20 protein-coding genes are annotated in these 21,209 nt (G+C 60.3%); 14 read left to right on the top strand and 6 right to left on the bottom strand.

Annotated features, from left to right (window positions below; genetic code table 11):
- Positions 1-2: 2 nt before the first annotated feature.
- From kdsA to ispD, 4 genes are all read left to right on the top strand, one after another.
- Entirely contained in the window at positions 3-848 is an 846-nt protein-coding gene (kdsA, locus tag P3C29_RS20705) for a 3-deoxy-8-phosphooctulonate synthase (RefSeq protein WP_003219295.1), read from the top strand.
- A 156-nt stretch (positions 849-1,004) separates the two neighbouring features.
- Positions 1,005-2,294: a phosphopyruvate hydratase gene (eno, locus tag P3C29_RS20700; RefSeq protein ID WP_003219294.1), complete on the top strand. Its 1,290-nt coding sequence runs from the start codon at positions 1,005-1,007 to the stop codon at positions 2,292-2,294.
- Positions 2,295-2,465: 171 nt separating this feature from the next.
- On the top strand, positions 2,466-2,744 hold the full coding sequence (gene ftsB / locus P3C29_RS20695) for a cell division protein FtsB (protein WP_003219292.1): 279 nt from the start codon (positions 2,466-2,468) through the stop codon (positions 2,742-2,744).
- Entirely contained in the window at positions 2,741-3,451 is a 711-nt protein-coding gene (ispD, locus tag P3C29_RS20690; RefSeq protein ID WP_275965318.1) for a 2-C-methyl-D-erythritol 4-phosphate cytidylyltransferase, read from the top strand. The genes ftsB and ispD overlap by 4 nt, the downstream gene beginning before the upstream one ends.
- 1 nt (position 3,452) lies before the next feature.
- Here the strand turns inward: ispD and P3C29_RS20685 are convergent, their stop codons facing one another.
- Both P3C29_RS20685 and P3C29_RS20680 read right to left on the bottom strand, forming a co-directional pair.
- Entirely contained in the window at positions 3,453-6,497 is a 3,045-nt protein-coding gene (locus P3C29_RS20685) for a membrane-targeted effector domain-containing toxin (protein ID WP_345952310.1), read from the bottom strand.
- Positions 6,498-6,563: 66 nt separating this feature from the next.
- Positions 6,564-7,463 carry a LysR substrate-binding domain-containing protein gene (locus tag P3C29_RS20680; protein ID WP_275965316.1) on the bottom strand — a complete coding sequence of 300 codons (900 nt, stop codon included), beginning with the start codon at positions 7,461-7,463 and terminating at the stop codon, positions 6,564-6,566.
- Between the two features lie 109 nt (positions 7,464-7,572).
- On the opposite strand from P3C29_RS20680, the gene P3C29_RS20675 reads away from it, so the two are divergent.
- The 8 genes from P3C29_RS20675 (at position 7,573) to rpoS (ending at position 14,693) form a co-directional block, all read left to right on the top strand.
- On the top strand, positions 7,573-8,685 hold the full coding sequence (locus tag P3C29_RS20675; protein ID WP_010176741.1) for an S-(hydroxymethyl)glutathione dehydrogenase/class III alcohol dehydrogenase: 1,113 nt from the start codon (positions 7,573-7,575) through the stop codon (positions 8,683-8,685).
- An 8-nt stretch (positions 8,686-8,693) separates the two neighbouring features.
- Positions 8,694-9,539, top strand: coding sequence for an S-formylglutathione hydrolase (gene fghA / locus P3C29_RS20670; protein WP_177042047.1), 846 nt, complete (start codon positions 8,694-8,696; stop codon positions 9,537-9,539).
- Between the two features lie 54 nt (positions 9,540-9,593).
- Complete coding sequence (gene ispF / locus P3C29_RS20665) at positions 9,594-10,067, top strand: 2-C-methyl-D-erythritol 2,4-cyclodiphosphate synthase (RefSeq protein ID WP_010176739.1); 474 nt, start codon at positions 9,594-9,596, stop codon at positions 10,065-10,067.
- Complete coding sequence (truD, locus tag P3C29_RS20660) at positions 10,064-11,122, top strand: tRNA pseudouridine(13) synthase TruD (protein WP_275965315.1); 1,059 nt, start codon at positions 10,064-10,066, stop codon at positions 11,120-11,122. The genes ispF and truD overlap by 4 nt, the downstream gene beginning before the upstream one ends.
- Complete coding sequence (gene surE / locus P3C29_RS20655; RefSeq protein WP_201121567.1) at positions 11,110-11,859, top strand: 5'/3'-nucleotidase SurE; 750 nt, start codon at positions 11,110-11,112, stop codon at positions 11,857-11,859. Before truD ends, surE begins: the two co-directional genes overlap by 13 nt.
- 41 nt (positions 11,860-11,900) lie before the next feature.
- Complete coding sequence (locus tag P3C29_RS20650; RefSeq protein WP_010176736.1) at positions 11,901-12,536, top strand: protein-L-isoaspartate(D-aspartate) O-methyltransferase; 636 nt, start codon at positions 11,901-11,903, stop codon at positions 12,534-12,536.
- Positions 12,537-12,746: 210 nt separating this feature from the next.
- On the top strand, positions 12,747-13,583 hold the full coding sequence (locus P3C29_RS20645) for a peptidoglycan DD-metalloendopeptidase family protein (protein ID WP_201121566.1): 837 nt from the start codon (positions 12,747-12,749) through the stop codon (positions 13,581-13,583).
- A 105-nt stretch (positions 13,584-13,688) separates the two neighbouring features.
- Entirely contained in the window at positions 13,689-14,693 is a 1,005-nt protein-coding gene (rpoS, locus tag P3C29_RS20640) for an RNA polymerase sigma factor RpoS (protein WP_010176734.1), read from the top strand.
- Positions 14,694-14,902: 209 nt separating this feature from the next.
- Here the strand turns inward: rpoS and P3C29_RS20635 are convergent, their stop codons facing one another.
- A complete protein-coding gene (locus P3C29_RS20635) occupies positions 14,903-15,112 on the bottom strand; it encodes a cold-shock protein (RefSeq protein WP_002554837.1) in 210 nt (69 codons plus the stop codon).
- Between the two features lie 378 nt (positions 15,113-15,490).
- Here P3C29_RS20635 and dcd point away from each other — a divergent pair, with 378 nt between their 5' ends.
- Complete coding sequence (dcd, locus tag P3C29_RS20630; RefSeq protein ID WP_003219273.1) at positions 15,491-16,057, top strand: dCTP deaminase; 567 nt, start codon at positions 15,491-15,493, stop codon at positions 16,055-16,057.
- Between the two features lie 107 nt (positions 16,058-16,164).
- The gene (locus P3C29_RS20625) at positions 16,165-16,368 is read left to right on the top strand and encodes a hypothetical protein (protein WP_003219272.1); all 204 of its coding nucleotides are present in this window, start codon (positions 16,165-16,167) and stop codon (positions 16,366-16,368) included.
- A 31-nt stretch (positions 16,369-16,399) separates the two neighbouring features.
- On the opposite strand, the gene pdeM is transcribed toward P3C29_RS20625, so the two are convergent.
- The 3 genes from pdeM to P3C29_RS20610 all read right to left on the bottom strand — a co-directional run bounded on the left by pdeM (position 16,400) and on the right by P3C29_RS20610 (position 21,200).
- Positions 16,400-17,056 carry a ligase-associated DNA damage response endonuclease PdeM gene (gene pdeM / locus P3C29_RS20620; RefSeq protein ID WP_275965314.1) on the bottom strand — a complete coding sequence of 219 codons (657 nt, stop codon included), beginning with the start codon at positions 17,054-17,056 and terminating at the stop codon, positions 16,400-16,402.
- Complete coding sequence (locus tag P3C29_RS20615) at positions 17,056-19,533, bottom strand: ligase-associated DNA damage response DEXH box helicase (protein ID WP_275965313.1); 2,478 nt, start codon at positions 19,531-19,533, stop codon at positions 17,056-17,058. The genes pdeM and P3C29_RS20615 overlap by 1 nt, the downstream gene beginning before the upstream one ends.
- 902 nt (positions 19,534-20,435) lie before the next feature.
- Entirely contained in the window at positions 20,436-21,200 is a 765-nt protein-coding gene (locus P3C29_RS20610; protein ID WP_003209529.1) for an ATP-binding cassette domain-containing protein, read from the bottom strand.
- Positions 21,201-21,209: the final 9 nt, after the last annotated feature.

The following is a 21,209-nucleotide window of genomic DNA, read 5'->3' as shown; positions in this document are numbered from 1 at the left end:
TGATGGCCCAGAAGATCATTCGCGTAGGCGACATCGAGATTGCCAACGACAAGCCCATGGTGCTGTTCGGCGGCATGAACGTGCTGGAAAGCCGCGACATGGCGATGCAGGTCTGTGAAGAGTACGTGAAGGTGACCGAGAAACTCGGTATCCCTTACGTGTTCAAGGCCAGTTTCGACAAGGCCAACCGTTCGTCCGTGACCTCCTACCGCGGCCCGGGCCTTGAAGAAGGCATGCGGATCTTCCAGGACATCAAGCAAGCCTTCGGCGTGCCGATCATCACCGACGTCCACGAGCCGGAACAGGCTGCCGTGGTCGCCGAGGTGTGCGACATCATCCAGTTGCCGGCCTTCCTGTCGCGCCAGACCGACCTCGTGGTCGCCATGGCCAAGACCGGCGCTGTGATCAATATCAAGAAAGCCCAGTTCCTCGCCCCCCAGGAAATGAAACACATCCTGAACAAGTGCGTGGAAGCGGGTAACGACCAGTTGATCCTCTGCGAGCGGGGTTCGAGCTTCGGCTACAACAACCTCGTGGTGGATATGCTCGGTTTCGGCATCATGAAACAGTTCGAATACCCGGTGTTCTTCGACGTGACCCACGCGCTGCAAATGCCCGGTGGTCGCGCCGATTCCGCTGGCGGGCGACGTGCCCAGGTACTGGACCTGGCCAAGGCCGGCATCAGCCAGTCCCTGGCAGGTTTGTTCCTGGAAGCCCACCCGGACCCGGACAACGCCAAGTGCGACGGCCCATGCGCCCTGCGCCTGGACAAGCTGGAGCCCTTCCTGGCCCAGTTGAAGCAGTTGGACGACCTGGTCAAGAGTTTTCCGACGGTAGAGACCGCGTAAGCGCCATTTCTCCGGTAGACTTTCCCTCGCTTTACGCTCAGGCCCGCGGGCCTGAGCCTTGTCGCCTGCAAGCCTGCCCGTTGTTCCACCCTTGCGGTCGGTCAAAAGATTTCCTTCAGCTGCGTCGTTTTCGTCAACTTTGGAGTGTTTACAACAATGGCAAAAATCGTCGACATCAAAGGTCGTGAAGTTCTCGACTCCCGTGGCAACCCTACCGTCGAAGCCGACGTGCTTCTCGATAACGGCATCATCGGCAGCGCCTGCGCGCCGTCCGGTGCTTCCACAGGTTCCCGCGAAGCGCTGGAACTGCGTGATGGCGACAAGAGCCGTTACCTGGGCAAGGGTGTACTCAAGGCGGTCGCCAACATCAATGGCCCGATCCGTGACCTGCTGCTGGGCAAGGACCCGCTTGACCAGAAAGCCCTCGATCACGCGATGATCAAGCTCGACGGTACCGAAAACAAAGGCAGCCTGGGCGCCAACGCCATCCTCGCCGTGTCCCTGGCTGCTGCCAAGGCCGCTGCACAGGACCAGGACCTGCCGCTGTACGCCCACATCGCCAACCTGAACGGCACCCCGGGTGTCTACTCGATGCCGGTGCCGATGATGAACATCATCAACGGTGGCGAGCACGCTGATAACAACGTCGACATCCAGGAATTCATGGTGCAGCCGGTTGGCGCCAAGACCTTCTCCGAAGGCCTGCGCATGGGCACCGAGATTTTCCACCACCTCAAGGCTGTGCTGAAGGCCCGTGGCCTGAGCACTGCAGTGGGTGACGAAGGGGGCTTCGCGCCGAACCTGGCGTCCAACGAAGATGCACTGAAAGTGATCTCCGAAGCCGTGGCCAACGCTGGCTACAAGCTGGGCACCGACGTGACCCTGGCCCTGGACTGCGCGGCCAGCGAATTCTACGAAGACGGCAAGTACAACCTGTCCGGTGAAGGCCACGTGTTCACCTCCGAAGGTTTTGCCGACTACCTCAAGGGGCTGACCGAGCGCTACCCGATCATCTCGATCGAAGACGGCCTGGACGAGTCCGACTGGGCCGGCTGGAAGGTCCTCACCGATAAAATCGGCGAGAAAATCCAACTGGTGGGCGACGACCTGTTCGTCACCAACACCAAGATCCTGAAAGAAGGCATCGACAAAAAGATCGCCAACTCGATCCTGATCAAGTTCAACCAGATCGGCACCCTGACCGAAACCCTGGAAGCCATCCAGATGGCCAAGGCTGCGGGCTACACCGCCGTGATCTCCCACCGCTCCGGCGAAACCGAAGATTCGACCATTGCCGACCTGGCCGTGGGCACTTCGGCCGGGCAGATCAAGACCGGTTCCCTGTGCCGTTCCGATCGCGTTTCCAAGTACAACCAATTGCTGCGTATCGAAGAGCAACTGGGCGGCAAAGCCAAATACAACGGTCGCAGCGAGTTTCGCGGCTGATTGTTAAATGGTAAAAGGTCAGCGGATTACGTCGGAAAAATCACGACAGCGTGAATTTCGACGCTAATCTCATGACTAACAAGCACAAGCCTGGTTTTTCCAGGCTTCGTGCTATCAGTTGCTGCAAAAGTTTTGCATGGCTGTCTTTTTTCACTGGATACCCGATATTCGATGCGCAGTCCCAATTGGTTGTTCCTCGTCTTGCTCTTGCTGCTGGCTGGCCTGCAGTACCGCCTTTGGGTGGGGAATGGCAGCTTGGCGCAGGTCACCGAACTGACCCAGCAAATTGCTGCACAGCACGCCGAAAACGAGGTGCTGCTGGAGCGCAATCGCGTGCTCGATGCCGAAGTGCTTGAATTGAAAAAAGGCATGGAGACCGTTGAAGAACGGGCTCGTCATGAGTTGGGCATGGTCAAGGAGGGCGAAACCCTCTACCAGTTGGCCCAATGAGCAGCTCGTCACCGGCCTTCTGGGCCGTGATTCCTGCCGCGGGCGTAGGTGCCCGTATGGCCGCGGACCGTCCCAAGCAGTATCTGCAACTGGGCGGGCGCACTATTCTCGAACACAGCCTTGGCTGTTTCCTCGACCACCCGGACCTCAAGGGGCTGGTGGTCAGCGTTGCTGTTGATGACCCTTACTGGCCAACCCTGGCCTGCGCCACCGACCCGCGCATCGTGCGTGTGGACGGCGGCGAAGAGCGCTCGGGTTCAGTGCTTAACGCCTTGCTGTACTTGCATGGCCAGGGCGCCGGCGATGATGACTGGGTGCTGGTGCACGATGCGGCCCGGCCCAACCTCAACCGCGACGACCTCGACAAGCTGCTTTTTGAGCTGGCCAACGATACCGTCGGCGGGCTGCTGGCGGTGCCGGCGCGAGATACCCTCAAGCGCGCCGACAAGCATGGCCGGGTACTGGAAACCGTTGACCGCAGCGAGATCTGGCAAGCCTACACGCCGCAGATGTTTCGCCTGGGCGCGCTGCACCGGGCCCTCGCCGACAGCCTGGTTTCGGACGTGGTCATCACCGACGAAGCCTCCGCAATGGAATGGGCCGGGCACGCACCGCGCCTGATCGAAGGCCGTTCCGACAATATCAAGGTCACCCGCCCGGAAGACCTCGAATGGCTGCGCCAGCGTCGGGCCAGCCAGTCCGTTTGATTCAGTCGGGCACCTGCTCAACGCCGGGCCTGGTTTTCAGCGCATCCACCAAGGCCTGCAGGCTGTTGAAGGGTTTCTGGTCGATTGACCAACCCGGTGCGGTGATGGAAAACAGTGCGCCGGTTTGATTGACCTCAATGGTTTGGACATTGCCTCGCCGTGACCGGTAGAGAATCTGCGCCGTGGTGGTGGGCGTGGCCGCCGATAGCAGGAACTGGCCGGGTTTGTTCAGTTGTGTCTGCGGCGATTTGGCGGCCAGGCTGTGGGATGGGCCGGGAAGCACCGGTGCCGTTTTTTGCAATGAAGCGGGATCAACCCGTAATACAAAGTCGGCCTTGACCGTCGCATCTCCCTTGCCTATTCCCATGCTGGAGGTTCGTCCAGGATCTGCTTCGATCCCCAGTCGCTGCCCGACGCGTGCGTCCTCTATCCGCAGGCTGATACTGCCCGTCAGCTCGGCCAGGCCGGGGATGCCCCGGTAAGTGTTGGTGTGGCTGTCACCGACCAGCGCGACCCATTTCCCGGGATGGCTCTTGGTGGTCTGGACCCACTGAATCACCTCGGTCGCGTAGAAATTCATCATGCGTTGGCGAAGGGTGCCGTTGACGTCCGCCATGTCCCTGATCATGTAGCTGGCGGTGCAGTCGATGGGCTGGATCTTGATCCCGGCCTCCCGGGCTTTGATCAGGACATTCTGAAACGAGTAGTGGCTATCGCTCCGGGGTGGGTAGATACCTCTCAAGTAACTTCTCAATTCATCGGACATGCTTGCTGTCCTGGAGCGGTAGAACAGCTTGATCAGCGGGGTATGAACATCGGTCAACAGGTGCTCAAGATAGATCCGCTTCACCCCTTCTCGCGCCAGCGCCTGCATGTTGTCCATCAGAAAAGCCTTGCTCGACAGCGCCTCGTGGCTTTCGCCCAGCACCAGTCCGTCGCTGGCGCTGAAAAGTTTGTGGATGATGCCGGTTTGGGATTCGTCGAGGCTGAAGGTTGGTAGCACCGGTTGTACGTGGTGAAAGGTGCGGTGGTTAAAAAAGGTCGTCGAGTCAGCGGCCAATTTGTTTCTTTTTTCAAAGAACAGATTTCGGGTGTCCCTGAGCGATTGCTGCCGGCTTCCAAGGGGCTCGAAGTCTTCGGAAAACGAACTGTGGTCGCTCATCATTCCCGAGAGGGTTTCGCGCAGCGTAGTCGGCATTTCATAGGCATTGAATAAACTTGAATGGGCCGGGCCTCCAAAAAAGCGGTATATGCGCTGCCAGCCGTTGCGAAAGGCGCCGCCCCCGTTCAGCCCCGCTATCCGCCATTTCAGATCGGGGCTTTGTATGGCGTAGAGCCCGGTGGCGTAGATTTTCAAGGGGGTTGCCGGATCATTCACGAACAGTTCGAAAAAACCGCTCTCGTCGGGGGTCATGTACGTAATAAACGATTCGCCAAGTAACTTCACGGTTTGCAAACCCGCGGGGCGGGGCCGTGTACTCAGTATTCGGCCTTGGTCTTGGACCGACGTCGAACGGCTGGAAACGATGCTGACCTTGATGTTGCCGCTCGCCTGCCGGACCGCCTTGCCCAATTGGCTGCGCAAGCCGTTGAGGGTGACGGCGGCCTGGCTGCCGATGCCATGGATCGCCACGGGCATAGCATTCAGGGCGCCGAAGATAATCCGTTCCGTGCCCTTGGGTTTGCCTCTGAGTACGTCGTCGGTACCCATCGCCATCTCGGTGAGGCCTTGGGTCAGGAAGCAAAACTCCGCAAGCAGGGCCGACCTCATGGCAAGGGCCAGGGGGATCGCCAGCAGGCAGCCTTTTTCCAGGGTGTCGAGGGTATCTGTCTTGTGGGTATCGAGCGGCGAAACGATGGTGCTCGCCATCAGCCTGCTGATACGTGCTTTCACCTGTCGGGTTATATAGTCGAAAGGATTGCCGCTCAGCGCCGGGTACATGGCGTTGTTGAGGTATTGCTCCGGGTCCCAATAGGCGTTTGGCAGCAGGCTGTTGAACAGGCCGGATTTCGGGGCCGGGCCGGGAAAGGCCGACATTCCCACCAGGGCTTCCTCGACCCCGCTGTAGATCAAGCCGGAGTCGACCGTTTCGGGTTCGAAATGGTTGGTCAGGGCTTTGCGTTGAGTGGCCGTCTTGGCCATGTCCACCAGCCACGCGCGCATGGAGGTCGGGTTGATAAACCCGTGGAAGGGTGACGAGTTGCCCGGAATGTAGAGCAGGGTGATCTGGCTCTGGTTGTCTGTGATGGTGAGAATGTCGGTGGCTTCGCTGTTGTGGATGCGCAGCAAACGCAGAGAAAGATTTTTATCCAGGACGTAGGGCGCCTGCAGGTCTTCCAGGGACAAGTTGCTGAAGTCCTTGTTGATGCCGACGCCCGCTGCCCGCGCCGCCAGCTGGCGCTCTTCATCGGTCAGGGTGAATTCTTCGAATTGATTCAAATAGCCTTCGATGAAGGCCATGCGCATCAGGGTTTTGTAGTTCTCCTGGTGCTTGTCCCAGAACGCCGTGATGGCCTCGTTGTAAACCTGTTCGAAATTGCTTGATCGCACGGCGCTGCGAAAGGTTTGCGGCGAGATGTTCAATTGGGTGCTTGGCCCGTACGCCTGTGGATCGCTGCGCAGGTAAATCGCTTCATAGCGCCGTGGGGGAATCCAGCCGGCCGCGATGAACTCTTCGTTGAACATTGCCGGGATGCGGTTATCCATCAGGCGCGGCAACTCGGGGACGATGGTGAAATACGGCGCGGTCATGGAGAAGCCCGTGATGTTGACCAGGCCGCCGGGCGCCTCGGGGGCGTTGGCGATCATCGCTTCGGTCAAGGTCATCGACTGGACGATGGCGCCGGTGAAGGGCGCGTCGGGGTTGTCGGTGTTGTATTCGAGGGTGGTCAGCAGCGTGGTGTCAGGCTCCAGTTCTTCGTTGCAGAACGGTTGGGCGTGCTCGCGAATCAACCGGGCAGCGATCTCGCCGGGCACCGGGAAATCGGCCAGGACCTTGCGGATAAAGTGATTGGTGCGATGGATCTGTGGGGTGTGGGTGGTCATCTGCTTGCCTTCACGCAATGGAAATTGCGTGTATTTGCAGGCAAGCGAGGGATGGCCAGGCGTTATTTATATGGCGGTGTAGACCGCATTCTGGGCCAGCCCCTCTTTGAGGAAGTCCACCAGCTTGCGTACCTTTGGCGAGAGGTGGCGTTGTTGCGGGTAGAGCGCCCAAACCGCAGTATTCGGCGGCTGGTGAGCCTCAAGCAATGACACCAGGGCACCACTTTTGAGATGTTCCAGCACGTAGTAGTCGGGCAACTGACACAGCCCGACGCCCTGGAGTGCGGCGTCCAGCACTGCCTGCCCACTGTTGCAGCGCCAATTGCCCTGTACGCGTTGGGAAAATTCCCGCCCGTCCTGCTCCAGTTGCCAGATATCGGAACTGCCGATCAGGCAGTTGTGCCGGCTCAATTCCGACAAGCTGTGTGGGCGGCCATACCGTTCAAGGTAGGAAGGCGATGCACACAGGTACATGCGCCGTGGCGCCAGGCGACTGGCGACCATGCGAGAGTCGGAAAGGCGCCCCAGGCGAATGGCCAGGTCCAGGCCCTCATGCACCAGATCCAACGGGCGGTTACTCAGTTCCACGTCCACCCGCAACTGCGGATACAACCCCATGAAGCGGGTCACCAGCGGCACGATAAACCGTTCGCCATACGCCACCGCGCAGGTCATGCGCAGCATGCCCTTGGGCTCGCTGGCCAGGTCGCCCACCGCGCGCAGCGCCTCTTCGCGCCCATCCTGCAGGCGTTGGCAGTGTTGCAAAAAGGTCTGGCCGGCCTCCGTCAGTGTCACCCGCCGGGTGCTGCGGTACAGCAACCGCGTTTGCAGGCGCTCTTCCAGCCGCGCCACCTGACGGCTGATATGCGAGGACGAGACCCCGAGCCGCTCCGCCGCCGCCGTGAACTGGCAGCATTCAGCCACGGCGACAAATTCGTCGATGCCTTCCCAGCGGTTTTCCAGCATGGTAATTATCCCTGCACAGCAATAATGTTTTGCTTTCGCCTGGATTATTAATCAATCAGTCATGTTTTACACTGCCGGTCTTACGTTTTTAATCCCATGGAGAAACCGGATGATCAAGTCCCGCGCGGCCGTAGCCTTCGAAGCCAAGAAGCCCCTTGAGATCGTTGAAGTGGATGTCGCCATGCCCAAGGCTGGCGAAGTGCTGCTGCGGGTGGTGGCCTCCGGTGTGTGCCATACCGACGCCTACACCCTGTCGGGCGCAGACCCGGAAGGCATCTTCCCGTCGATCCTCGGCCACGAAGGCGGTGCGGTGGTGGAAGCCATCGGCGAAGGCGTGACCTCGGTGGCGGTGGGCGACCACGTGATCCCGCTGTACACCCCGGAATGCGGCAAGTGCAAATTCTGCCTGTCGGGCAAAACCAACCTCTGCCAGGCCATTCGCGCCACCCAGGGCAAAGGCCTGATGCCAGACGGCACTTCGCGCTTTTCCTACAAGGGCCAGCCGATTTTCCACTACATGGGCACCTCGACTTTCTCCGAATACACCGTGCTGCCGGAAATCTCCGTGGCCAAGATTCCTAAAGAAGCGCCCTTGGAAAAAGTCTGCCTGCTGGGTTGCGGCGTCACCACCGGCATTGGTGCGGTGATCAACACCGCCAAGGTCAAGCCGGGCGACACCGTGGCCATCTTCGGCCTGGGCGGTATCGGCCTGTCGGCGGTGATCGGCGCGGTAAAAGCCAAGGCCGGCCGCATCATTGCCATCGACATCAACCCGGCCAAGTTTGAAATCGCCAAGCAATTGGGCGCTACCGACTGCATCAACCCGAAAGACTACGATCGCCCGATCCAGGACGTGATCGTCGACCTGACCGACGGCGGCGTGGACTTTTCCTTCGAGTGCATCGGCAATGTCCAGCTGATGCGTGCGGCCCTGGAGTGCTGCCACAAGGGTTGGGGCGAGTCGGTGATCATCGGCGTGGCCGGTGCCGGCCAGGAAATCGCCACCCGTCCGTTTCAGTTGGTGACCGGTCGTGTCTGGCGCGGTTCGGCGTTTGGTGGCGTGCGCGGCCGCAGCGAACTGCCAAGCTACGTGGAAATGGCCCAGACAGGCGAAATCCCGCTGGATACCTTCATCACCCACACCATGGGCCTGGAAGATATCAACAAGGCGTTTGACCTGATGCATGAAGGCAAGAGCATTCGTACCGTCATTCACTTCTGAGGTCGGCCATGAGTCTGGAAAACCTGTCATGCCAGAAAAGCTTCGGCGGCTGGCATAAACGCTACAAGCATCATTCCGATGTGCTCGGTTGCGACATGACCTTCGCCGTGTACCTGCCGCCGCAAGCGGAGCAGGGCGGAAAACTGCCGGTGCTGTACTGGCTGTCGGGGCTGACCTGCACCGATGAGAACTTCATGCAGAAGGCCGGCGCCCAGCGCATGGCGGCCGAACTGGGGTTGATCATCGTGGCGCCGGACACCAGCCCGCGCGGGCCTGGTGTGCCGGGTGACCCGGACAACGCGTGGGACTTTGGCCTCGGCGCCGGCTTCTACCTGAACGCCACCCAGGAACCCTGGGCCCAGCACTATCGGATGCATGACTACGTGGTGCAGGAATTGCCGGCTTTGGTCGAGGCGCATTTCCCGGCCTCGGCCAAACGCGGGATCAGCGGCCACTCCATGGGCGGTCACGGCGCGCTGGTCTGTGCCTTGCGCAACCCGGGGCGTTATCAGTCGGTGTCGGCGTTCTCGCCGATCAACAACCCGATGGATTGCCCGTGGGGCCAGAAGGCTTTCTCTCGCTACCTCGGCGAAGAGCGCTCGAAGTGGCGCGAATGGGATGCCTGCGTGTTGATCAGCGAGGCCTCGGAAAAGCTGCCATTGCTGGTGGACCAGGGCGATCGCGACGATTTCCTCGCCGTGCAGCTCAAGCCGCAAGCCTTGCAGCAAGCGGCCAAGGCGGCCAACCATCCGCTGGAGCTGCGCCTGCAACCGGGTTATGACCACAGCTACTTCTTTATCGCCAGCTTTATCGAAGACCATTTACGCCATCACGCACGCGCTTTGCTCGGTTAATGTGAAGCAAAAGTAGGTAGAATCACGCCCTGAATTAAATCGGGGCGTTTTTTTATGCGTATTGGCCACGGCTATGATGTGCACCGTTTCGCCGAAGGCGATTTCATCACCCTGGGCGGCGTGCGGATCGCACACCACCATGGGTTGCTGGCTCATTCCGACGGCGACGTGGTGCTGCATGCCTTGAGCGATGCCTTGCTCGGCGCGGCTGCGTTGGGCGACATCGGCAAGCATTTTCCGGACACCGACCCGACGTTCAAGGGCGCGGACAGCCGCGTGCTGCTGCGTCATGTGGTCGGTTTGATCCACGCCAAGGGCTGGAAAGTCGGCAACGTCGACAACACCATCGTTGCCCAGGCGCCGAAAATGGCCCCGCATATCGAATCGATGCGCGCGCTGATTGCCGCGGATCTCCAAGTTGAGTTGGATCAAGTGAACGTAAAAGCCACCACCACCGAAAAGCTCGGGTTTACCGGTCGCGAAGAGGGCATTGCCGTGCACTCCGTTGCCTTGTTGCTGCGCGCATGAATGATCTGCAACTGCTGGGCCCGCGGGCCTATGGCGAGGCCTTGGGCAGCGCTGTTCTGAAGGCCACCGCCGAAGACTTCCAGGTGGATGAAGTGCTGGACATCCCGCTGAGCGGCGAAGGTGAACACCTGTGGTTGTGGGTGGAAAAGCGCGGCCTGAATACCGAGGAAGCGGCGCGGCGGATTGCCAAGGCGGCGGGCGTGCCATTGCGCACCGTCAGCTACGCCGGGCTGAAGGATCGCCAGGCGCTGACCCGCCAGTGGTTCAGCGTGCAGTTGCCGGGCAAGGCGGATCCGGACCTGAGCGGGGCGGAAAACGAGACCCTGAAGATCCTCAAGACCGGCCGCCACAAGCGCAAGCTGCAGCGCGGTGCCCATTCGGCCAACGGCTTCACCTTGCGCCTGACCCAGTTTGCCGGCGATGCCGCGGCCATCGACGCGCGCCTGCAACTGATCGCCAGGCAAGGCATCCCCAACTATTTTGGCGCCCAGCGTTTCGGTCATAACGGCGGCAACGTCGTTGATGCCCGCGACTGGGCCGCGCGCAAGGCCTTGCCGGAGCAGCGCAATGTGCGTTCGCGCCTGCTCTCGACGGCGCGCAGCTTTCTATTCAACAAAGTGTTGGCGGCCCGGGTGGCCGACGGTTCCTGGCAGCGCGCCCAGGTTGGCGACTTGCTGGCGTTTACCGACAGCCGCAGCTTTTTCCCGGCGGGGGAGGCGGAATGCAGCGACCCGCGCCTGGCCATTCTCGACCTGCATCCCACCGGCCCCCAATGGGGTGAAGGGGATTCGCCGGCGTCGGGGGCAACCTTTGCGTTGGAGCAGGCGATCGCCGATGGTGAAGCCGACCTGCGGGATTGGCTGGTGAATGCCGGCATGACCCAGGAACGTCGCATTCTTCGACTGCCCATTGGCGGGTTGACGTGGCATTATCCCGAGTCTGACATTCTGCAATTGGAATTCGTCCTGCCGGCTGGATGCTTCGCTACTGTATTGGTGCGCGAGCTTGTAGATCTGGTGCCGGTGGGGCAGACGGACAGCCCATGCGTATTCTGATATCTAACGACGACGGGGTCACCGCACCCGGCCTTGCCGCGCTTCATGCTGCGCTGGCGGATTACGCCGAGTGCGTGGTGGTTGCCCCGGACCAGGACAAAAGCGGCGCCAGCAGCTCGCTGACGCTCGACCGTCCTTTGCACGTACAGACGTTGCCCAACGGCTTTATCAGCGTGAACGGCACGCCGACGGATTGCGTGCACCTGGCAATCAACAGCCTGCTGGACCGCGAACCGGACCTGGTGGTTTCCGGGATCAACCTGGGGGCCAACCTGGGGGATGACGTGCTGTATTCCGGCACCGTGGCAGCTGCCCTTGAAGGGCGCTTCCTTGGGCGGACCTCGTTCGCCTTTTCGTTTGCCTCCCGTCAATTGGACAACCTGGCGACCGCGGCGTATTTCGCCCGCAAGCTGGTGGAAGCCCATGACTCCCTGGTGTTGCCGCCGCGTACGGTGCTCAACGTCAATATCCCCAATCTGCCCCTCGACCACATTCGCGGCATCCAGCTGACTCGCCTGGGCCACCGCTCCCGCGCGGCAGCGCCGATGAAGGTGGTCGACCCGCGTGGCAAGGAAGGTTATTGGATCGCCGCCGCCGGCGATGCCGAGGACGGTGGCGAGGGCACGGACTTTCATGCGGTGATGCAAGGTTATGTCTCGATTACCCCGTTGCAACTCGATCGCACCTTCAGTGATGCCTTCAGTAACCTCGATGGCTGGCTGGAGGGGCTGCGCTGATGGCTCGTGAACAAGACGACCTGCTGCGCCGGGGCATCGGGATGACTTCCCAGCGCACCCGTGAGCGTTTGATCCAGCGCCTCTACGAAGAGGGGCTGTCCAACGCCCAGGTGCTGGAAGTCATCCGGCGTACCCCGCGGCATCTGTTTGTCGATGAAGCCCTGGCTCACCGCGCCTATGAAGACACGGCGCTGCCGATCGGCCACAACCAGACCATCTCCCAGCCTTATATGGTGGCGCGGATGAGTGAGTTGCTGCTGGCGGCGGGCCCGCTGGACAAGGTGCTGGAAATCGGCACCGGCTCCGGCTACCAGACGGCTGTGTTGTCGCAACTGGTGGAGCGGGTGTTTTCCGTCGAACGCATCAAGGTGCTGCAGGACCGGGCCAAGGAACGCCTGGTGGAGTTGAACCTGCGCAACGTGGTGTTCCGCTGGGGCGATGGCTGGGAAGGCTGGCCGGCACTGGCGCCGTATAACGGCATCATCGTCACCGCCGTGGCGACCGACGTGCCCCAGGCCTTGCTCGATCAACTGGCCCCCGGCGGGCGCCTGGTGATCCCGGTGGGCTCCGGCGAAGTGCAACAATTAATGTTGATCATTCGCGAGGAAGAAGGCTTTTCCCGGCACGTGCTCGGTGCCGTGCGCTTCGTCCCGCTGCTTAACGGTCCGCTGGCCTGATCAATTATTCCTGCGTACTGAATTCTATTGCCGGGTATGTGTCTTACAGCGGGGTCTATAGAGTCAACCTGATTAGCCGTTGCAATTAAACACGATGAAAATTTCTTTAGAATCGTGTTTCCAGTAAAAACCCAACGGCCAGTTATACTTGCGTCATATTTCAAGCCTGATACAGGCGTTCATAGTCAGCCACCACAAAGGGAGCGGCGGGTGAGTCTCACGGTCATTGCACAGCGTATGAGTCAAACAAGCTTTCAGCGACTGGTGATTGGCCTTGTCTTGAGTTCCTTGCTGGCGGCTTGCTCAAGCACGCCATCCGGTGGTGCCCGAGTGGTCGACCGCAATAATGCGGCACCGCAAAAACCTACCGTGACCACCGGGCAATACGTCGTCCGCAAGGGCGATACGATGTTCTCGATTGCCTTCCGTTATGGGTGGGATTACAAGGCGCTCGCAGCTCGTAACAATATTCCTGTGCCGTATACGATACATCCGGGCCAGACCATCCGTTTCGACGGGCGAACCGGTTCAGCACCGACCGCCGTGGTCACAAATACGGCTTCGTCGCCGTCTTCTTCGAGCAAGACGACGATCATCACCCGGCCTGCAGGCACCGCTGCGCCTGGCGTTGCGAGCAAACCGGCACCTGCGCCACTGCCGCCTGCGGGGCCGGCACCGACCGGTTGGGGATGGCCTTCAAACGGCATCCTTATTGGAAAATTCTCTTCAAACGGTAGTTTGAATAAAGGCATTGATATCGCCGGAGATTTGGGACAGCCTGTTTTAGCTGCGTCTGATGGGACAGTGGTGTACGCCGGGAGTGGTTTACGGGGCTACGGCGAGCTGGTCATCATCAAACACAGCGATACCTACGTCAGTGCCTACGGTCATAACCGCAGGCTGTTGGTTCGGGAGGGGCAGCAGGTCAAAGTCGGACAGACAATTGCCGAAATGGGGTCAACTGGTACAGACCGGGTGAAACTGCACTTTGAGATTCGCCGCCAAGGGAAGCCTGTTGATCCGCTGCAATTCCTACCCCGTCGTTGATGTGTTGCCAGCCTGTTCCCTCACGTAGAAGGAACAGGCTCCAGCGTTGCCAAGGATAAAGGCGTCGCTTGAGCTTGAGGTCGAACTCACCAAAGGACTATAACAATGGCTCTCAGTAAAGAAGCGCCGGAGTTTGACATCGACGATGAGGTTCTCCTTATGGAGACTGTCATCGATACGGAATCGATGTCGAATGAGGGACCTGCTGTACCTTCAGTTCGCACCAAGTCCAAAAACTCCTCCGCGTTAAAGCAACACAAATACATTGATTACACACGGGCGCTCGATGCGACTCAGCTGTACCTCAATGAAATCGGCTTTTCCCCTCTGCTCACTCCCGAAGAAGAAGTCCATTTTGCGCGCTTGTCGCAAAAGGGCGATCCGGCTGGGCGCAAGCGCATGATTGAAAGCAACCTGCGGCTGGTGGTGAAAATCGCCCGACGCTACGTCAATCGTGGGCTGTCCCTGTTGGACTTGATCGAGGAAGGCAATCTCGGCCTGATCCGGGCGGTGGAGAAGTTCGATCCTGAGCGGGGTTTCCGCTTTTCAACCTATGCCACCTGGTGGATTCGTCAAACCATCGAACGGGCGATCATGAATCAGACCCGAACGATCCGGCTGCCGATCCATGTGGTCAAGGAGCTCAACGTCTACCTGCGGGCGGCGCGTGAGCTGACACAAAAACTCGATCATGAACCCTCGCCTGAAGAAATCGCCAACCTGCTGGAAAAACCGGTGGGAGAGGTCAAGCGTATGCTCGGTCTCAATGAGCGGGTGTCTTCAGTCGATGTCTCGCTGGGTCCGGATTCGGATAAAACCCTGCTGGACACCCTGACCGATGATCGTCCTACGGACCCTTGTGAGTTGCTGCAGGACGACGATCTGTCGCAAAGCATCGACCAGTGGCTTTCGGAGCTGACGGACAAACAGCGTGAGGTGGTGATTCGCCGCTTCGGGCTGCGCGGCCACGAAAGCAGCACCCTTGAAGATGTTGGCCTGGAGATTGGCCTGACCCGCGAGCGGGTGCGGCAGATCCAGGTAGAGGGCCTCAAGCGCTTGCGCGAGATCCTGGAGAAGAATGGCCTGTCGAGTGAGTCGTTGTTCCAGTAAACGACGCAAGACGGAATGTGGGAGCGGGCTTGCTCGCGAATGCGCAGTGTCAGTCGACAGATGTACTGACTGATCCGGCGCATTCGCGAGCAAGCCCGCTCCCACATTTTTTTGTGCGTAGCGATCATTCCCATGCGGTGCGTGGAAACGAGCAGGCACAAAAAAGCCCCGCTTTTAAGGGCGGGGCTTTTCGACTAAATCAGTACAAGTTAGATAACTTGAACTTCTTCAGCTTGCATGCCTTTCTGACCGCGGGTAGCGATGAAAGAAACCTGTTGGCCTTCTTTCAGGCTTTTGAAGCCGTCGGATTGGATAGCTTTGAAGTGAACGAACAGGTCGTCACCGGATTGTGGAGTGATGAAGCCGAAGCCTTTTTCATCGTTGAACCACTTAACGGTACCAGTTTGGCGATTAGACATGGTGTATCTCCTTGGACAAAGTTAACTGCGACTCAGGAAAAGCCCTGGCCGAGACTGAGTGCAAAGAGCAGGAAAAATTCTTGGAGATGGTTGGATCGAAATTCAACATATCGTGTAGAGATTCTCAGTGACACAAGCAGCACAGTGGCGCCACCTTAACCCTTTTTCCGGAACGTGCCAATGGTATTTCCGAAGGTTTCTCTATTTTCGTGACTGGCGGCAGCCTTATACCGCACCAACGCCCCGCAATTGAAGGTGCGCCCCGCCCAGCAGGGGCTGCGCGGCACCAAGAAAAACAGTCGCCCCTTTGAACCACGGGGCCAGCCCCGGTAAGATGCCCAACAGAATTTTTTCACCTCGCTATTCAGGACACCCGCCATGAGCATCAAATCGGACAAGTGGATTCGCCGCATGGCGCAAGAGCACGGCATGATCGAGCCCTTCGTGGAGCGCCAGATGCGCGGTGAAGGCGCTGAGCGGCTGATCTCGTTCGGGGTTTCCAGCTACGGCTACGATGTGCGCTGCGCCGATGAGTTCAAGGTGTTCACCAACATCAACTCGGCGACCGTCGATCCGAAAAACTTCGACGAAAAAAGCTTTGTCGACGTTAAAAGCGACGTTTGCATCATTCCGCCAAACTCCTTTGCCCTGGCGCGCACCGTCGAGTTCTTCCGCATCCCGCGCAACGTCCTGACCATCTGCCTGGGCAAAAGCACCTACGCGCGCTGCGGCATCATCGTCAACGTGACGCCGCTGGAGCCGGAATGGGAAGGGCACGTGACCCTGGAATTCTCCAACACCACCACCTTGCCGGCAAAAATCTACGCCAACGAAGGCGTGGCACAGATGCTGTTCTTCGAATCCGACGAAGAGTGCGAAGTGTCCTATAAAGACCGTGGCGGCAAGTATCAGGGCCAGCGCGGCGTCACTCTCCCACGCACCTGATCGAATCGTCTTACAGGCTAAGGGAATTTGTCAGCGGGCAGGCACTCTATTGGGTGTACTGCCCCGACGCGTGCACAACGCGCCGGGCCACGCTTGAGGAGTCCCTTATGAAGCTCGATCCGCGAATCAGCGCCGAACTCGCCCGGCTTGAACCCAATCAGATTGGTGTCATGGCCTGGTCCCTGATGGCCGATCCCGCCGCTGGCGGCATTCCCGGCCAGCCCGGCCCCGATGATCCCTGGCCCAACCAGCCTGAAGAACCCGGTGAGCCCACCCTCCCTGACGAACCGCCTCCCGCCCCAGTGGCCTGATTTCCTGCAGCCGTGCCCGATGGTCAGTGGCTCAACGCACTGGCCATACTTCATGGTCGCCGACCACAAAGACCTGGCTGCCTTCTTCCAGGGTGACTGAATAACCCCCGGTAAATGCGCCGAACGCCGGCAAAAGGCTGACCCGGGTTCCGAGCCGGAAGCACGGCAGGCGCAAGCTTTGCCGACCCTTGCCCCGCAGGCGATACACCGGGTGTACGTGCCCGGCCAGTACGTGGTGGCTGGCATGAGCGTCCGGTTCGTGCTGCAACGCAAACGGCCCCATCAGCAGGGGTTCGGTTACCACCTCAATGTTCAGATCGCCAGGCGGGTCGCCAGCACGCTTGTCGTGGTTACCCCGAATCAGCGTCAGCGCCAGAGCTGAATGACGCTCCCGCCAGGCTCTCAGGGCGTTCAGGGTGCCGCTGGCGTGAGAGCCGGGCCCGTGGAGAAAGTCGCCGAGAAAGACTACCTGCTCGCACGGATAGGCTGCCAACAGCCGGTCCAGGCGTTGCAGATTGTCCGTCGTCGTGCCCTGCGGCACCGGCTGGCCCAGGCTGCGATAGGCCGACGCCTTGCCAAAGTGCGCATCGGCGATCAGCAGGCACTTTCTCGCGGGCCAATAGACTGCCTTGTCCGCCAGCAACCACAGCGCTTCGCCTGCCAGATGTAGCGGGTAATGAGCGGGCATCAGTGCTTCCCGTTATCGGCGACTTTTTCCAGGTCCTTGACCATCCGTGCAATACGCTCCGAGAGTTTTTCCGAGCTGAGGCTTTCCCGAAAACGCTCCACCAGCAGTGGAAAGGCCAGTGGCGTAGGCCGTTTGATTGGATGCAGGTCCAGTTTCAACCCCGACAAGTGGCGCAACGTCTCTTCCAGCCGACGAATATCCAGCTCTTCGCGCAGGACTTCTTCCCCGGCTTGGGTCAGCAACAGGTTCTGCGGATCGTATTGCTTGAACACTTCAAAGAACAAACCGCTGGACGCCTGGACCTGGCGGGTACTTTTCGGTGCCCCGGGATAGCCGGCAAATACCAGCCCGGCGATGCGCGCGATCTCGCGAAAGCGTCGCAGCGCCAGTTCACCGGCATTCAGGCTGGCTGCCACGTCATCCAGCAGATGATCCGCACTCAGCAATTCCCCGCTCAATAACGCAGGCCAATCCACCTCGGTCGCGCTCAGCAACTCCAGCCCATAGTCATTGACCGCAATCGAAAACGTCACCGCCTGCTGCCTGCTAACTCGCCAGGCCAGCAGGCTCGCCAACCCCAGATGCACCTGGCGACCGGCGAACGGATACAGAAACAGGTGCCAGCCTTCCCGGGACTTGAGCGCCTCGGCCAGCAAATGTTCACGGGTCGGCAGGCCCGACCAGCGCAGCTGGGTTTCCAGCAACGGTTGCACCGCCTGCATCTCCGGGCCGAGGAAATGCCCGTGGGCGGCCGCATCAAAGCGCTCGACCACTGCCTGGGCCAGCTCGTTGGAAAGTGGCATGCGCCCGCCGTTCCAGCGCGGTACGGCAGCTTTTTTCGCGGTACTGCGCTTCACATAAGCGGTCATGTTTTCCACCCGCACCAATTCCAGCAAGCGCCCGGCGAACAGGAAGCCATCCCCCGGCTTCAACCGCGCAATAAAACCTTCCTCGACACTGCCCAGGGTCTTGCCACCGCCGCCCTTGCTCCAGAATTTCAACTGGATGCTGGCATCGCTGACGATCGTCCCCACACTCATGCGATGGCGCCGCGCCAGCCGCGCATCGGGGACGCGCCAGATGCCGTGCTCGTCCGGCTCGACCCGACGGTAATCCGGGTAGGCCGTCAGCGACAGCCCGCCATGGCGCACGAAACCCAGGGCCCAGGCCCAATCCTCGTCGCTCAGGTCGCGATAGGCCCAAGCGGTACGCACCTCCGCCAGCAGCTCAGCCGGCACAAAGCCGCCGCCCAGAGCCATGCTCACCAGGTGCTGCACCAGCACATCCAAAGGCTTGTGCGGCGACTGGCGGGCCTCGATACGTCGTTCAGCGATGGCGTCCTGCGCGGCAGCGGCCTCCACCAGCTCCAGGCTGTGGGTTGGCACCAGCGTGACCCGTGACGGCCGGCCTGGCGCATGGCCGGAGCGCCCGGCGCGCTGCATCAGGCGCGCCACGCCCTTGGCCGAGCCAATCTGCAGCACCCGTTCCACCGGCAGAAAATCCACCCCCAGGTCCAGGCTCGACGTACACACCACCGCCTTCAGTTGACCGTCCTTCAAGGCGCGCTCCACCCAGTCCCGGGTTTCACGGGACAGCGAACCATGGTGCAGGGCAATCAACCCGGCCCAGTCGGGACGAGCGTCGAGCAACGCCTGGTACCAGATTTCCGATTGCGCGCGGGTGTTGGTAAACACCAGGCAACTGCTGCTGGCGTCGACCTCGGCCACCACTTGCGGCAGCATCTTCAGGCCGATATGGCCGGCCCAGGGAAATCGCTCGATCACCGGTGGCAACAGCGTATCGACCTGCAACCGCTTGGTGGTTTGCCCCTGCACGTTGATCCCGCCGCCCTGTGGGATCAACACCTCCAGCGCGTGGGCCTGGTTACCCAGGGTTGCGGAAATGCCCCACACAATCAGTTCGGGATGCCATTGCCGCAGGCGGGCGAGGGCGAGTTGTAGTTGCACGCCGCGTTTGTTGCCGATCAGTTCGTGCCATTCGTCCACTACCACCATGCGCAGATGGGACAGGCTGACCTCGCTGTCGGCGCGGGCGAGCATCAGCGTGAGGCTTTCCGGGGTGGTGATCAGGGTGCTGGGCAGGCGGCGGCTTTGTCGGGCGCGTTCGCTGCTGCTGGTGTCGCCGGTGCGCAGGCCGACGGTCCAGGGGATGTTCAGGGGTTGGAGCGGTGCTTCCAGGGCACGGGCGGTGTCGGCGGCCAGGGCGCGCATGGGGGTTATCCACAGGACCGTCAGCGGTTCGGCGGGGGCTTTGCGTTTGCGTGGAGTGGTTTCGGTGATGGCGAGGCGGTTGAGGGCGGCGAACCACAGTGCGTAGGTTTTCCCGGCGCCGGTGCTGGCGTGGAGCAGTCCCGACTGGCCTTCCTTGACTGCGTGCCATACGTCTTTCTGGAAGGCGAACGGTTTCCAGTTTTTGGCGGTGAACCAGTCTTTGGCGAAGTTGCTGGATTTGGCCATGCTTGGGGCTCTGGGGGGGTATTTCAGAGACCTTTGTTGGGGGGGAAAGGTTTAACGAATGTTGGGGGCATATCCGTTGCTGCGGTAACGGCCGCTTATGGTTTCGCTCTTACAGCGAGTCACTTTGCAAAAGCGGCAAAGTAACCAAAACGCTCTGCCCCGCCTGTCGGCGCCTCGCTAGGGCTCGGCGTTCCCTCACTCCGGCGATGCTCCGCGGGCCGCCGCGATGGGCCATCCCTGGCCCAGCGCGGCTAAACCGGCGTCCTGCCGGTTTACCCGCTCCGCACCACCTGCGTTCGGCCTCGGGCTGAATGGGGCAGTCAGAGCAAGATCAAGATCAAAAGCAAGAGCACAGCGGCCTACCGGCCGGCTTGAGTGGTAGAAGCCAGATCAAAAGCCAGAGCGAAAGCCAAATCTGAAACGGATGCAGCTCTGCTTTTCTGTGGGAGCTGGCTTGCCTGCGATGCAGACAACTCGGTCTTTCAGGTACATCCAGTTGATGCGATCGCAGGCAAGCCAGCTCCCACATTTGACCGTGCCCGCTGTGGATTTTGATCTTGATGTTGCCTTTGCTTCACACCACTCAAGCCGGCCTGTAGGCCGCTGTGCTGTTGATCTGCTTTTGATCTTGATCTTAGGCGCCCCGTTAAACCACGCTGGCCGAACGCAGGTAGTACGGAGCGGGTAAACCGGCAGGACGCCGGTTTAGCCGCGACGGGGCAGGGACGCCCCGTCGCGGCGGCCCGCGTAGTAATGCCGGAGTGCGGGCACACCGAGCCTTAGCGAGGTGCCGAGTGGTGGGGCAAGAGCGTTTTGCTTACTTTTGCGCTGTTCAAAAGTGAGCCGCTGTAAGAGCGGAACCCTAAGCGGCCGTTACCGAAATAACGGATATGCCCCCAACCCTACTTCAAATTCCCACTCAAAAACTGCTGCAACCGCTCGCTCTTCGGATTACCCAGCACATCCTCCGGCGCACCCTGTTCCTCCACCAACCCCTTGTGCAAAAACAGCACCTGGCTCGACACCTTTCGGGCAAAGCTCATCTCATGGGTCACCATGATCATCGTCCGGCCTTCCTCAGCCAAACCCTGGATCACCTTCAACACCTCACCCACCAATTCCGGGTCCAGCGCCGAAGTCGGCTCGTCAAACAGCATCACCTCCGGCTCCATCGCCAGCGCCCGGGCAATCGCTACCCGCTGTTGCTGGCCACCCGACAGAAACGCCGGGTATTGACCCGCCACCCGCGCCGGCAGCCCAACCTTGTCCAGGTAACGACGAGCCCGGTCCTCGGCGTCCTTCTTGCTGCAACCCAGTACCCGGCGCGGAGCCATGGTGATGTTCTCCAGCACACTCATGTGGCTCCACAAGTTGAAATGCTGAAACACCATCGCCAACCGCGTACGCAGGCGCTGCAACTCAGCGTCATCCGCCACGCGCATCCCATGGCGGTCGCTCACCATACGAATCTGCTGGCCATCCAGCGTCATGGCCCCATCGTTCGGCTGTTCCAGAAAGTTGATGCAGCGCAAAAAGGTGCTTTTGCCCGAGCCGCTGGCGCCGATCAAGCTGATCACATCACCGGTCTTGGCCTTGAGCGAGACACCTTTGAGCACCTCATTGTCGCCATAGCTTTTATGCAGGCCTTCAACGGTCAATTTGTACATGGGGCATGC

Source organism: Pseudomonas sp. 1912-s, from assembly GCF_029269205.1.
Taxonomy (GTDB): Bacteria; Pseudomonadota; Gammaproteobacteria; order Pseudomonadales; family Pseudomonadaceae; genus Aquipseudomonas.
Note: the sequence above shows the minus strand (reverse complement) of the source record. Positions and strands in the feature narration are given on the sequence as shown.

What these genes read in the sequence shown, in the direction of transcription:
- ispF (WP_010176739.1), top strand. Translation starts at nt 9,594, where the DNA reads ATGCGTATTGGCCACGGCTATGATGTGCACCGTTTCGCCGAAGGCGAT.
- fghA (WP_177042047.1), top strand. Translation starts at nt 8,694, where the DNA reads ATGAGTCTGGAAAACCTGTCATGCCAGAAAAGCTTCGGCGGCTGGCAT.
- P3C29_RS20680 (WP_275965316.1), bottom strand. Translation starts at nt 7,463, where the DNA reads ATGCTGGAAAACCGCTGGGAAGGCATCGACGAATTTGTCGCCGTGGCT.
- P3C29_RS20625 (WP_003219272.1), top strand. Translation starts at nt 16,165, where the DNA reads ATGAAGCTCGATCCGCGAATCAGCGCCGAACTCGCCCGGCTTGAACCC.
- P3C29_RS20615 (WP_275965313.1), bottom strand. Translation starts at nt 19,533, where the DNA reads ATGGCCAAATCCAGCAACTTCGCCAAAGACTGGTTCACCGCCAAAAAC.
- P3C29_RS20685 (WP_345952310.1), bottom strand. Translation starts at nt 6,497, where the DNA reads ATGACCACCCACACCCCACAGATCCATCGCACCAATCACTTTATCCGC.
- ftsB (WP_003219292.1), top strand. Translation starts at nt 2,466, where the DNA reads ATGCGCAGTCCCAATTGGTTGTTCCTCGTCTTGCTCTTGCTGCTGGCT.
- rpoS (WP_010176734.1), top strand. Translation starts at nt 13,689, where the DNA reads ATGGCTCTCAGTAAAGAAGCGCCGGAGTTTGACATCGACGATGAGGTT.
- eno (WP_003219294.1), top strand. Translation starts at nt 1,005, where the DNA reads ATGGCAAAAATCGTCGACATCAAAGGTCGTGAAGTTCTCGACTCCCGT.
- P3C29_RS20635 (WP_002554837.1), bottom strand. Translation starts at nt 15,112, where the DNA reads ATGTCTAATCGCCAAACTGGTACCGTTAAGTGGTTCAACGATGAAAAA.
- P3C29_RS20610 (WP_003209529.1), bottom strand. Translation starts at nt 21,200, where the DNA reads ATGTACAAATTGACCGTTGAAGGCCTGCATAAAAGCTATGGCGACAAT.
- ispD (WP_275965318.1), top strand. Translation starts at nt 2,741, where the DNA reads ATGAGCAGCTCGTCACCGGCCTTCTGGGCCGTGATTCCTGCCGCGGGC.
- P3C29_RS20675 (WP_010176741.1), top strand. Translation starts at nt 7,573, where the DNA reads ATGATCAAGTCCCGCGCGGCCGTAGCCTTCGAAGCCAAGAAGCCCCTT.
- P3C29_RS20650 (WP_010176736.1), top strand. Translation starts at nt 11,901, where the DNA reads ATGACTTCCCAGCGCACCCGTGAGCGTTTGATCCAGCGCCTCTACGAA.
- dcd (WP_003219273.1), top strand. Translation starts at nt 15,491, where the DNA reads ATGAGCATCAAATCGGACAAGTGGATTCGCCGCATGGCGCAAGAGCAC.
- surE (WP_201121567.1), top strand. Translation starts at nt 11,110, where the DNA reads ATGCGTATTCTGATATCTAACGACGACGGGGTCACCGCACCCGGCCTT.
- truD (WP_275965315.1), top strand. Translation starts at nt 10,064, where the DNA reads ATGAATGATCTGCAACTGCTGGGCCCGCGGGCCTATGGCGAGGCCTTG.
- kdsA (WP_003219295.1), top strand. Translation starts at nt 3, where the DNA reads ATGGCCCAGAAGATCATTCGCGTAGGCGACATCGAGATTGCCAACGAC.
- pdeM (WP_275965314.1), bottom strand. Translation starts at nt 17,056, where the DNA reads ATGCCCGCTCATTACCCGCTACATCTGGCAGGCGAAGCGCTGTGGTTG.